The sequence below is a fragment of the Streptomyces sp. NBC_01485 genome (assembly GCF_036227125.1).
Classification (GTDB): Bacteria; Actinomycetota; Actinomycetes; order Streptomycetales; family Streptomycetaceae; genus Streptomyces.
This window is the reverse complement of sequence record NZ_CP109435.1, coordinates 543,085-555,786: the sequence shown is the minus strand read 5'-3', so window position 1 is coordinate 555,786 and position 12,702 is coordinate 543,085. Positions and strand designations below refer to the sequence as shown.

The 12,702-nt window shown below is 74.0% G+C and carries 4 protein-coding genes; all 4 read right to left on the bottom strand.

Annotated elements, in window-relative coordinates; all coding sequences use genetic code 11:
- Nucleotides 1-31: 31 nt before the first annotated feature.
- From OG352_RS02305 to OG352_RS02290, 4 genes are read right to left on the bottom strand one after another with little or no spacing between them, the layout of a single operon-like run.
- Nucleotides 32-1,837 (bottom strand): acyl-CoA dehydrogenase family protein, encoded by a 1,806-nt coding sequence (locus tag OG352_RS02305; RefSeq protein WP_329213758.1) that lies wholly within the window; start codon nt 1,835-1,837, stop codon nt 32-34.
- A complete protein-coding gene (locus OG352_RS02300) occupies nt 1,837-3,534 on the bottom strand; it encodes an acyl-CoA dehydrogenase family protein (RefSeq protein WP_329213756.1) in 1,698 nt (565 codons plus the stop codon). The genes OG352_RS02305 and OG352_RS02300 overlap by 1 nt, the downstream gene beginning before the upstream one ends.
- Nucleotides 3,531-5,150 (bottom strand): PfaD family polyunsaturated fatty acid/polyketide biosynthesis protein, encoded by a 1,620-nt coding sequence (locus tag OG352_RS02295; RefSeq protein ID WP_329213754.1) that lies wholly within the window; start codon nt 5,148-5,150, stop codon nt 3,531-3,533. The genes OG352_RS02300 and OG352_RS02295 overlap by 4 nt, the downstream gene beginning before the upstream one ends.
- Nucleotides 5,151-5,181: 31 nt before the next feature.
- Complete coding sequence (locus tag OG352_RS02290; protein ID WP_329213752.1) at nt 5,182-12,630, bottom strand: beta-ketoacyl synthase N-terminal-like domain-containing protein; 7,449 nt, start codon at nt 12,628-12,630, stop codon at nt 5,182-5,184.
- Nucleotides 12,631-12,702 lie beyond the last annotated feature (72 nt).

The following is a 12,702-nucleotide window of genomic DNA, read 5'->3' as shown; positions in this document are numbered from 1 at the left end:
GTACTCCTTCGTCGCCTCCGTCGGCCCGGTCTCAGTGGCGGGCGGCGGCCTGGTCGACCGTGCGGGGCGCGAGCGGGAACTGCCAGTACGAGAACAGCCGGTCGCCCTGGTGCAGACGGCGCAGCACCCGCATCACCTCGTCGATGTCGCCCGCGTCGGTGACCGCCTCGTGCGGACGCAGATGCCTGCGCAGCCGTTCGAGCTGGAGCAGCAGCAGCGCACCGCTGGGCAGCGGCTCCTCCATCGCCCCGTGCGAGTGGACGAACGTCAGGACGCACGCGGCGGCGGCGTGCACCAGGCAGTACTCCTTGGCCAGGTCGAACAGCTCGGCGCACTGGCCGAACTCGCGGCCCAGCCGGGAGCGCAGTTCCTCGCAGCGGGTGGCGAGGGAGCCGGCGTGGTCGAGCAGCTCCGTGGCCACGCCGGCGGCGCGCAGCAGCCGGGCGCGCTCGTCGTCCTCCTCCTTGCGCTCCTGCGCGAGAGCACGCAGCCTGGCGATGGCGTCGGGCGCCGCGAGCACGGTGTCGTCCCGGCCCCGGCTGGACAGCTCCTGCCGCCACGGCTCGTACGTCGGCATGGACCGGGTGATGCCGTACAGGACGGCGGCCCGTTCCCGCGCGGTGCGGCGCAGGCCGTCGTCGGCCGGCGTGGTCGTCGCCGTCGCGAGCAGGGACCGCAACTGCTGTCCGAGGTTGCGCAGGTTCACCACCGTGTTGCCGTCGGCGAAGTTGGCCACCAGCAGGTCGCGCAGCAGCTTCTGGAACACGCCGTAGTGCGGGTGGCCGCGCAGGAAGAAGCGCGCGCCCAGCACGACCGACAACTGCGACATGCTGCGTTCCATCAGTGTCGGCACGAAGTACTTGACCACCGACGAACCGATGCTGATCTGCTCGGGCGTCACCTGGAGGGCGCGCACGGCGCCGAGACTGACCGCGTCGGCGACCATCAGGTCGGCGAAGCACTCGGTGATCTGACGCCGGCTGTAGGGGATGTCGCTGACCGGCCGGCCGAACAGGATCCGGCCCTCGGTGAAGTCCAGGGTCAGCCGCAGCCCGGTGTCGACGGCCGACATGGCCATGCCGCTGATCTGCGCGCGGGCGATCTGGGTGGCCTTGAGGGCGATCTCCAGCCCCTGCCCCTCGGCACCGATGCGGGCCGACTCGGGGACGAACAGCTTCTCCACCCGCAGACCGCTGATGTCCATGCCGCGCAGCCCGTGCAGCCGCTCCCGGGGCAGCTCCTCCACCGTCCCGACCGGCGCGGTCCGCTTGTCCAGGACGAAGAGCGAGAAGTCGGCCGGGCCGCCGCGCTCGCCCGTGCGGACGAGCGCGGTCATCCCGTCGGACCAGGTGGCGTTGCCGATCAGCCACTTCTCGCCGGTCACCAGATAGCCGCCGTCGACCCGTTCGGCGGTCATCGCGTTGGCCAGCAGGTCACTGCCGTAGGCCCGCTCCGACAGCCCCCAGGACAGCCGGTAGCCGTGCAGGATGTCCTTCACCATCCGGCGCTTCTGCTCGTCCGTGCCGGCCACCCAGAGCGGCATGAAGCCGAGGTTGGTGATGACCAGGGCGGTGGCGGTGGTCGGATCGCGGCGGGCGACCAGGCGCAGCAGGTTGAACTCCGCCTCGACGTCCCCCGCCCTGCCGCCCTGCTCGCCGGGCAGGGCGTACTCGGGGACGCCCCAGGCGCGCAGCGCGCCCACGAAGTCGTACGGGTACGTCTCGCGCTCGTCGTACTCCAGGATCGTGCGGTACGACATCCGGCTGCCCGGGTCGTGCGGGTCGCCGAGGTGTTCCTCGAGACGCACCGCCAGCTCGGTCAGATCGGCCTTGGGCATCAGCGCTCTCCTCGGGACTCGTCCGCCAACCGCACCGGGGCGGCGGTGAACAGCAGGCCGCGCTCGCGCAGCGCGGACACGACGTCGACGGCGGGCAGCAGGTCGGGGCCGTGCCGGCGCGGGTCGACGCCGTCGGCGCGGGCGAGCAGGAAGGCCAGCACCGCCCGCAGCCAGCCGGACGCGCCCGCCTCGCCGCCGTACAGCGGCCGGTGCCGGTTCGCCCACCACAGGTGGACGCACACGGCGCCCGCGTGCAGCCAGGCGTACCGCTCGGCCAGGTCCACCAGCGCGTTGGGGTCCGCGCCGCGCTGCCGCAGCGCACCGGCCTCGGGGCCGAGCGCGGCGACGGCGTCGGCCAGCCGGCGCACGAGCCCGGCCGCCGGATCGCCGCCGAGGTGGGTGCGGACGGCGTCGGCCGTGCCGGGCAGTCCGGCGAGCACCGGGTCCGCGCCCCGGGCGACCAGGTCCAGCCTGGTCGGCTCGTACGGCGGCAGCTCGGCGTCGAGGGCGAAGATCCGGTGCAGGGTGTCCGGGTCCGGCACCTCGGCGCGGCCGGCCAGGGTGGGGATCTGGGCCGCGTACGCGCGCAGGTTGGCCAGCGGACTGGCGTCGATGACCCGGACCACCGCCGTGTCGCGCTGCAGCTTCTGGAACAGTCCGGCGCCCGGCGCCTGTTCGCGCAGGACCGCGCGGGTGGCGAGCACGGTCGCGCAGCGCCGTACCAACTCGTCGCCGGCCTCCGCCACCACGTGCTTCGCGCCGAGCGCCCACACGCTGAACACCTCGGGCACGACGTGCACACCCCGGGCGGCGGCCAGCGCCACCGCGTCCGCCGCCAGCAGCGCCGCCGACGCGACCGCCAACTCCCGCCGTACGTAAGGTGTTTCGGCCAGCACCGCACCGGCGACGCGGCGCCCGGCGGCGAAGCCGAGGGCCAGGCGCAGCGCGCTGTCCGCACAGCCGAGGCTGCCCGCCATGCTCATCAGGCGTACGGCCTGCTGGGCGAGGACGGCCACCTCCAGCCCCTCGCCGACCTTGCCCACCAGGGCGTCCTCGGGCACCGGCAGCCCGGTGAAGCGCAGCCGCGCGGTGTCCACGCCCCGCATGCCACCGCTGCGCGGCGCGGCCTCGCGGACCAGTCCCTCGGCATCGGGATCCAGCAGGTACGCGGAGAACGCGCCCGGTCCGCGCGGACCGGTGCGGGCCACCACGTACACGGCCTCGCAGCGCAGGCCGTTGCCGACCATCCACTTCTCGCCGTGCAGCCGCCCGTCCTCGTCCAGCCGCACCTCGCCCGCCAGCAGGTCGCTGCCGTGATCGGCCTCGGTCAGGGCGAACGCCACCGAGCCGCCGCGGGTCAGGATCTCCGCCACCCGCCGGCGCTGCTCCTCACTGCCGTGCAGTTGGAGGCAGGTGGCCGCGATGATGCTGAACATCGTGCCCGGCATCACGTTCACGTCCCGGCGGGCCGCGGCGCGCACCAGGGTCATGCTGCGGTCGAAGGAGTCGAAGGTGCCACCCCACTCCCTGGGCAGGTAGTTGAGGTGGAAGCCCGCCGAGACGAGCGTGCGGCACAGCTCGTCGGGGTGGGCGTCGGCCTCGTCCCGGGCGACGGCGGCGGCGAAACCGTACGGGTTGTCCGCGTCCTCCGGGTCGCCGAGCAGCTCCTCCACGCCCTCGGGCGTCAGCTCGTTCATCCGGCGGCCTCCAGGAGGGCGGGCAGCTCCAGCGGCACCGGGCGGTAGTCCGCCGCGGACGCCGGGACGGTCACGCCCGCCGTGGCCAGTTGGGCGATCCGGGTGTGGAAGGCCGCGCCCCGCATCAGGTGGTGCGCCACGTCGGCCACCGTCCTGTTCTCCGGGGTCTTGAGATAGCTGCCGGACACCCAGGCGTTGAAACTGCCCATCGCCGGGCCGCACCAGATCTGGTAGTCGGCGGTCCGGTCCGCCTGCCCCGTCACCGCCCAGCGCGAGGCCATGCCCAGGTACCAGCGGAACACCAGCGCCATCCGCCGCTTGGGGTTGCCGGCCGCCCGGCTCAACTGGTCCGGGTCGCGCCTGCCGAAGTACTCGACGCACTCCTGCCAGACCTCCTCCAGCGGGCGCTTGAAGACCTGCGACTCCAGCCGCTCACGGTCCTCGACGGGCAGCGCCTCGATGCCGTCGTACGCCTGGTAGAGCCGGTGGAGCTGCTGGGCCCGCATCGCGAACATCGAGCCCCGGCGCAGGACCTGGAGCTCCACGCCCATCTCGAACATGTCGGCGGCCGGAGCCATCACACAGTCCGTGACGTCCGCCTGCGCCAGGAGCCGGCGGGCGGCGGGGGAGGTACCGGACTCCAGGCAGGACTGGTTGACCGAACCGGTCACCACGTACGCGGCGCCCATCGTGAAGGCGGCGGCGACGGCCGTGGGCGTACCGAGGCCGCCGGCCGCGCCGACCCGGATCGGGGTGGCGTAGCGGTGCTCGTGCTGGATCTGGTCGCGCAGCCGCAGGATCACCGGGAAGAGCGCCGGGAGCGGGCGGCGGTCGGTGTGCCCGCCGGAGTCCGCCTCCACGGTGATGTCGTCGGCGAGCGGCAGGTGGTGGGCGAGCCGCGCCTGCTCCTGGGTGATCAGGCCGTCCCGCAGCAGGGCGTCGACCATGGCGGTCGGCGCCGGGCGCATGAACCGCTCGGCGGTCTCGCTCCGCGACACCTTGGCGATCACCTTGTGATCGGCCACGATCCGGCCCGCCGGGTCCCGCCGCAGGCCGGCCAGCCGGTAGCGGACCAGGTGCGGGGTCAGACCGAGGAAGGCGGAGGCCTCCACGCACCGCACGCCGTGCCGCAGGAACAGCTCGACCGCCTCCCGCTCCAGCCGTTCCTCGCTGGGACTGTGGATCAGGTTGACGGCGTACGGCAGCCCGGGGATCTCGGCGGCGAACCGGGCCAGCGCCTTCTCGATGGTCTGCGGCAGCAGGCCGGCCGCGCCGAAGGAGGCGAGGAAGCCCTGCCGGGCCAGGGCGATCACCAGGTCGGCGGAGGCGATGCCGCCGGCCATCGCACCGGCCATGTAGGACTGCCGCACGCCGTGCGCGGCGCGGAAACCGGCGGAGCCCAGCCGGTGCGGGGGCAGGGCCGGGGCGGCGGCCAGCACCCCCGGCCCCTCCCCGCCCGCGGCGGCCGTGCCGCCGGCCGCCGCGCCGACGCCCTGCGCCGTGGCCACGATGAAGCAGGGCTGCTCCACCTGGGCGAGGACCTGGTGGATCCCGGCCGGATCGACGCTCGGGTACCCGCTTCCGTACCAGCGGAGCGGTGCCTGTGTCGTGCTCATGGGTAGCGAATCTCCTCGGCTGTGCTGGACGTCAGGCGGAGTCGGGGCGGACTTCGATGGCCACGTCGGTCAGTTCGTAGATGCGCAGGCCCGGCTTCCACAGGTCCGCGTCGGCGATCAGCAGCAGCCGGTCCGCCTCCCTGCGGACCTCCTTGACGTGCACGTCGAAGAACAGCTCGCGGTCGTCGCGCAGGATCTGGCCCCGGTACTTCCAGGCCGTCTCCACGTCGGTGGCCATGGCGAAACGGGGCCGGGGCATGCCCTCGGCGAGGTTCTGCTCCAGCACGAACAGGCGCAGCGCCTGGAGGACCGCCTCGATGCCCAGCGAGCCCGGCATCACCGGGTCGCGGTGGAAGTGGCAGTCGAAGTACCACTCGTCGGGGCGGATGCTGCGGTACCCGTGCAGATAGCCCGCGCCGTGCCGGCCGCCGTCCGCGACCAGGTCGACCCGGTCCACCAGGTCGAACCGCCCGCCGGGCAGGCGCAGTTCGCCGCCGGAGGCGTCCCGCAGGACGGGCGCGTCGCCGCCGACCGGCTCGATCCGCTTCACCCGCTCCGCGGCCGGCCGCTCGGCCTCGATCCACGGCTGCCGGTAGGTGCCGCTGTCCAGGCCCACCTGGTTGGACAGGGCCGCCGCGTTGAAGTACCCGAAGAGCGACTCGCCGGCGTAGAAGACCTCGCCGTCCGCGGAGAGTTCGTACGAGAAGTTCTGCAGCACCACACCGGACACGACGCTCGTCATCAGCAGCTTCGAGCGATGCCGGACGGTCCTGCCGCGCAGGTCGACGTCCTTGACGAGCGTGGCCCGGCCGTCGAGGTTGCGGATGGCGTACTCCTCGTCGGGCTCGCGCAGGGTGGCGCCGAGGTAGTAGCCCAGGAAGATGGCGGCCTGCAGCGAGCTCTCCATGTACACGCAGTTCGGCATGTACGGCGAGGAGTTCTCGCGGTAGTACCAGGCGTCGTCCGGCGAGTCGTACTCGGTGACCATCTCCGAACCCGGGCTCAGATCGCCGCGGGTGCCGGTGAGCGACATGACCCGGTCGACGAACTGGAAGTCCCCGTTGGGGATGTAGGGCGCCCGGTGCGTGCGGTAGGTCTCGAACTCCGGGCCCATCGCCATGTCCAGCAGGCCCTTGGCGGAGTGGGCGAGGTGCAGTTCGTTGATCAGGGCGGCCTCGCCGTCGCGGTTGCGGCGCCCGAGGAACTCCGGGATGCCGCCGGTCTCCGGCCGGTACGGGGTGCCGGGCTTCTCCACGATCTGCAGGCCGAGGTTCTGCATCCGGACCACCGGCTTGTCCCCGAGGTACACCAGGACGTCCGCGATCACCGTCGGCCTCGGCAGCAGGGTCAGCTCGGTGACCTCCAGCTCGTAGCGGATCTCGGCGTCCTTCGGTGTGACCTGGCCGCGCACCTGGACGTCGATCCGCCGGTCGGTCACCGTCTGGAAGCGCGCGTCCGGCAGCGTCAGGTGCATGCCCTGGTGCATCAGGTAGATCTGCAGCAACTGGACGGCGCCCTCGGCGATCAGGGAGCCGGCGAGTACCGGGTCGTCCGGGAAGTGGCAGGTGAAGTACCAGCCGTCCGGCTCCAGGCGCTTGACCGCGCGGAGCAGGCCCAGTTCGCACGGTCCGCCCTTGCGGTCGATGGTGACCTCGTCCAGCATGCGCAGCCGCGTGTCCGGCAGGCGCAGCGCCGGGTTGATGCCCGGGTCCTGCGCGTGGTCCGGCCCGAAGACCTCACCGGGCCTGCCCTGGGCGAGCAACTCCAGGTCGGCGGCGTCCAGTTGGTGCTTGCGGGCGTACGCCAGCGGTTTGAACACGCCCTTGGGCAGTGCGGCGCGCCGGGCCCGTTCCTTGTCGGTGATGACGATGCCGAGCGGGGTGTCCAGCTCCTGCTTGCTGAAGAACCCGGCGCAGGCGTCCCGCAGTTCGAGGATCAGCTCGCCGTCCGCGTAGCAGTCGTAGCTGAAGAAGAAGATCGTGGTGTCGCCCTGGTGGACGAACCGGTCGATGGAGATCTCGTAGCGCAGCGTCTGCCCGGTCGTGGGCAGCCCGCCGCGGAAGATCAGCGAGCTGTCGAGCAGCCGGTAGACCCGGTCGCCCTTGTTGCGGAAGTCGATGCCCAGATAGCTGACCAGCAGCAGGTCGCACTGCCCGGACTCGACGGTCACCGCGGGCGGCACCCCGCCGTCGACGGCGTACCAGGCGTCCTCGGGCACGTCGTACTCGGTGGTGATGCGGGCGGGTTCGAGCACCCCGGGCTTCGCGTCCAGCTCCGTGACCCGGGTGACGAAGTGGTACGGCGGGGCGGGCAGCCGCACCCGGGTCCGGAAGGTGTCGATCTCGGCGAAATCAGGGCCGAAGACCTTGGCCAGGGATCCGGTCGCGAACTCCAGCAGATCGGCCTCGTCCCAGATCACGCCCTCTACGACGCCCTCGACGACGTCTTCAAGGATCTCGGGCCTCGGCGGCGCGGCGGACGGGGGCGCGGGAAGCGCGCGGGTCGGCGGGGCGGTCGCAGGGAGTGCGGTGGCGGGGCGGTCGACGGTCGGGCGCGCCGGCACGGCCGGGCGGGCGGCGGCGGGCGCGGTGCCCGGTGACGGGGTGTCGAGCAGGGCCTCGGCGCGGTCCAGGGTCGCCGACTGGAGCACCCGGTGGGTCTCCATCACGACACCGTGGGCGGCCAGCATCTCCTGACGCACCTCCCGCACCAGGTCGGCGGCGGGGCTTCGGCCCGGGCCGGCGGCCGGAACGGTGGTGGCGGTCGGGGTGCGCGGGGCGGTCACGGATGCGGCCGTCGCGGTCGGGGTGCCGGCCGCCGGTGGCTGCGGGCTGCCCCAGGGAAGAACCGTGAGGGGATCCCCGTCGAAGGTGATCACCTCGGAGACCTCTAGCGTCGGGTCGGCGGGCATGGCAGGGGGCTCCTCCGGCGGCACGGACAGGACGGTGACGGGCATGTGTACGGCTACGGGTGCTGCGGGTCCGGCGGGCGGCGCCGCCGATGCCGTACGGGCGACGCGGTTCGGGACGCCTGGGCCGGGGCGTCGGGCGGCCCGGGCCACGGCCGTCTCGCGGACCGGGCGGTCCGCGGTGGCCGGTTCGACGTGCCCGGCGGCCAGGGCCGCCACGGCCTCGCGGGCGATACGGGCCGGGATGGGCTCGCCCTGGCCGACCCGGGTCAGGGGCAGGCGGCGGGCGGCCGGTGCGGTGGCTGGACGCTCGGCCGGGGCCGTGCCCAGCAGGGCCGTCAGATCCACCGGCAGCCCGTGCCCGACCAGCCGGGCCACGAGGCCGGCGAGCGGGGTCGTCGCCGGGACGCCGCGGCGGTCCACGCAGGTGGCCACGTGCGGCGCGTCGCCGAGCGTCTCCCGGATCCACCGGGAGCAGGTGGCGCCGGGTCCCACCTCGATGAAGTAGCGGTAGCCGCGCTCGTACGCCGCGTTCACCAGACGCGGGAAGTCGATCGTCGAGCGCAGGGTCGTCGCGATGCGGTGCGGGGACTCGTCCAGCCGCTCGGCGGGCAGCGGCAGATAGTCGTAGGCGCTGAACAGCTCCAGGTCCCCGAAGGATCCGGTGGGGTAGTCGTTCAGCCGGGCCAGGCCGTCGAACTCGGCGTCCACCACCGGGCAGTGCATGACCACGTTGACCGGGGAGCGGGCCGCGCGGCAGCCCAGTTCCCCGATCAGCGCCCGGCACTGGGCCGGGTCACCGGCGATCACCAGTTCCTGCGGCGTGTTCACATGGGTGAGGTGGACCCGGTCGTAGCGGGCGAGCGCCTCGCGCACCGGGCCGGCGGGGGAGAGCAGGACGTGGGAGGCCCACACCCGCTCGTCGGGGATCTCCTCGGACAGGTCCCACAGTTCGCGCACGGTGCGCCGCGAGCCGGCCAGCCGGTTCTGGAAGACCGGGCTGTCGCTGATCAGCGAGTCGCTGCGGCCGGCCGGGTCCCAGCCCTCGGTCGCGAACAGCATGCTGGACTCGCCCAGGCTGTAGCCGAACCCGCCGTGCGCGGCGACGCCCAGTACCTCCCGCACCAGCGCGGTGTAGAGGATCGCGAAGCTGGTGCCGGTGGCGAGCATGAACGGCACGTCGTCGCCGAGCCCCTCCTCCAGCCGCATCAGACCACGCCGGTCGAGGGCCTCGCGCGTACGCGGATACAACCGGTCGGCGCGCAGCATCCGGGCCGGCTCGGCGGCCTGCTCCTCGAAGCGGTCGAGCAGAGCGGGGAAGGCCCGGAAGAGATCCGCGCCGAGTCCGGGATAGCTGTTGAAGGCCCCCGGGAAGACCAGGGCGACCCGTCCGTCGGGGCCGATGGGCCTCGGGGTGAAGAAGGAACCGGCCGGAGTGGCCCACTCCCTGTCCTCGGCGTGCGCCGCGGGCAGGTCCCGGACCGCCATCTCCAACTGCCGGGCCAGTGCCTCGCGGTCCTTGCCGACGAAGACGGCCCGCAGGAGCCGCTCGCCCGACTCGTCGGCCGCCCGCCGCGCGAGCGCGCGCGGGTCGGCGCCGTCGTCGAGCAGGACGCGGTGCCGCTCGGCCTCGGAGACCAGCCCGTCGGCCGTGTCGGCGCTCAGGACCAGCAGGACGGGACCGCCCGCCCGGTACCAGTCGGCCGCAGGGCGGGCGCGCTCGGCGCCCGGTACGCAGGAGAGCACCACATGGGCGTGGGAACCGCCCGCGCCCACCATGTTCACGGCGGCGTGGCGACGGCCGCCGCTCTCCTCACGCAGCCAGGGCCGCGAGGCGTCCGGCACGTAGAGCGCGGAGGCCGCGAAGGCGTCGGCGAGGTCGTCGGCGGGGCGCTGCCAGCCGGGCGTGCCGGGCAGGTACGCGTGGCCCACGCACAGCACGGCCCGGATCAGACCGGCCGGCCCGGCCGCGCAGCCGGCGTCGCCGATCTGCGCTTTGACGCTGCCCAGGGCGGTGCTGCCGCTTCCCGGGCCGGCGTCGGCGGGGTCCGCCCGGTAGACCTCGGACAGGGCGGCGATCTCGGACCGGTCCCCGTCGTCGGTGCCCGCCGCGTGCGCCTCCAGATACCCCACGTCGGCCGCCGCGACGCCCGCCTCGGCCAGAGCCGCCCGCGCGGCCTCGGCCAGGTGCTCGGCGCCGGCAGCGGGCATCGGGCCGGTCGCCGGGGCGTGCCGTACGGCGATCCCGTCGATGCGGGCGTGCACCCGGCCCCGGACGGCGTCCGGGCGGGTGACGACCAGGGCGCCGGCGCCCTCGCCGATCCGGCGGCCCCGGGACCCGGCGTTGAAGGTCAGCCCCGGCTCGGCCGTCAGCCCGGGACCCACCAGCAGGTTCTCCGCCGAGCCGGCCAGATCGACGGCGCCGACCAGCACCGCCTCCAGGTCCGGGTCGAGCAGCAGCAGCCGCGCGACCTCCAGGGCCTCCGCCATGCCCGCTCCGTCGGCGGACAGGGTGAACGACGGGCCGGTCAGGTTCCACCGGGAGGAGATCCGCCCGGCCATCACGTTGCCGATGTAGCTGAGGACCTCATTGGCGCCGATCGGGTCCACGACGGCGTCCCGGGACACCTCGGCGAGCGCCGCCTGCTGCTTCGCGGTCAGCGACACGCCCGCCTTGTCGAACTCGCGGCGCAGAAACGCCCCGAGGCCGTACCGGGTCAGCCGGGCGTGCGTGTACGGCTCGAGTTCGGCGACCACCACGACGGCCACGCGGCGCGGTGCGGGGGTGTCGCGCGCCCCGGCGCCGAGCCGGTAGCCGGCGTCACGCAGCGCCTCGTCGGCGACCTTGGTCATCAGCGCGTGCTGCGGGTTGTAGATGCGCAGGTCGGCCGGCGGGACGCGGAGCTGGACGGGGTCGACCTCGACGCCGTCGACGAACGCCCCGTGCGGCGCGCCGCCGGTGAGGCCGGCCGCGTCCAGGGTGCCGCCGTCGGTCTGGTCCAGGCCGCGCCACCGCCGCTCGGGAAGCGGCCGCAGGTCGTGCTCGCCGCTGTGCACGGCGCGCTCGAAGGCGTCCACGGTCTCCAGCGATCCGAAGTGCGCCCCGAGCCCCACGACGTCGAGGGCGGGCAGTACGGCCGGCTGGGCGGGGGAGGCGTCACCGGCCGGGGTGTGGGTGGGGGAGTCGGCCCGGGTGTGCGTGGAGGTGTTGGCCGGGGTGGGCGCGGAGGAGAGCACGACGTGTGCGTTCGTCCCGCCGAAGCCGAAGGCGGAGACCGCCGCCCGCCGGGGGCCCGGGCCCTCGGGCCACGCCCGCGCCTCGCGCACGAGGGCCTGCCCGCCGACCCGGCCGTCGGCGGAGGCGATCGGCTGGTCCACGCCGACGGTCGGCGGGATCGTGCCGTCGGCCATGGCCAGCACGACCTTGAGCAGACTGCTCAGCCCGGCCACGGTCAGCAGATGCCCGATGTTGCCCTTGACCGAGCCGAGCAGGGGCACCTTGCCGTGCGCGCCGAAGAACTCGGCGACGGACTCCGCCTCCGTCGAGTCCCCGATCGGCGTGCCGGTGGCGTGGCACTCCAGGTAGTCGATGGCGGCCGGGTCCACACCGGCGTCGGCGTAGGCGCGGGCGAGGGCGTCGAGTTGTCCGGCCTTGTTCGGCACGAGCGGGTGGCGTCCGGCGCCGTCGTTGGACAGTCCGATGCCGTCCACCACGGCGTGGATGCGGTCGCCGTCGCGCAGGGCGTCCGCCAGCCGCTTGACCGCGACCATGCCGGCGCCCTGGCCGGTGACGATGCCGCCGGAGCGGCTGTCGAAGGGCTGGCTGAACCCGTCCTGCGGATAGGCGTGCAGATCGGAGAACGACAGGTGGATCAGCGTCGGATCGGGAGCGCAGACCCCGCCGGCCAGCAGCAGGTCCGCCTGGCCCGAGGCGAGGTGGCCGCACGCCAGGCTCAGCGCGTACAGCGCCGACGAGCAGGCCGCGTCCAGGCAGTAGCGGGGGCCGCCGAGGCCGAGCGCGGCGGCGGTGACCGCGGCGGGCGAGCCGCTCACCCGCAGGTTCTCCGGGACGACGGCCTCACGGTCCACCAGCGGGCGCGCGCCCGGCAGCGCGGCGAGCTCGGGCAGGCCGGCCCGGCGCAGCCCGGCGAGTACGGCCTCCTGCGCCAGCGGGACGCTGACCTCGGCCGAAGTGGGCGTCGGGAAGGAGTAGTTGCCCATCACCAGGCCGGTGCGGGCCAGTGTCTCGGGGCTGCTGTCGAGGCCGCAGTCGCGCAGGGCCTCCTGGGCGGCGCTGATCGACCAGTGGAAGATCCGGTCCAGGCCCGCGAGGTACCCGGCGTCCAGCCGGTAGCCGTCGGGGTCGAACTCGAAGTCGGTGATGAACCCGCCGCGACGGGAGGTGATGCGGTGGCGGGGGTCGGCGTCACGCTCGTCGAGCGGGGGCCCGAAGATCTCCGTACCGCCGTCGCGGCGGCTGTCGAGGCCGCCCTGCAGGTTGTGCCGGAACTGCTCGGGCGTCCGGGCGTCGGGGAACAGGCAGGAGATCCCGACGATGGCGAACTTGCTCATGGAACTGGGTCCCTCCAGGGTTCCGGGGGCCCGGCGGGGGCTGAGAAGCCCACCCGCCGGGCCCACCGGTCC

What these genes read in the sequence shown, in the direction of transcription:
- OG352_RS02290 (WP_329213752.1), bottom strand. Translation starts at nt 12,630, where the DNA reads ATGAGCAAGTTCGCCATCGTCGGGATCTCCTGCCTGTTCCCCGACGCC.
- OG352_RS02300 (WP_329213756.1), bottom strand. Translation starts at nt 3,534, where the DNA reads ATGAACGAGCTGACGCCCGAGGGCGTGGAGGAGCTGCTCGGCGACCCG.
- OG352_RS02305 (WP_329213758.1), bottom strand. Translation starts at nt 1,837, where the DNA reads ATGCCCAAGGCCGATCTGACCGAGCTGGCGGTGCGTCTCGAGGAACAC.
- OG352_RS02295 (WP_329213754.1), bottom strand. Translation starts at nt 5,150, where the DNA reads ATGAGCACGACACAGGCACCGCTCCGCTGGTACGGAAGCGGGTACCCG.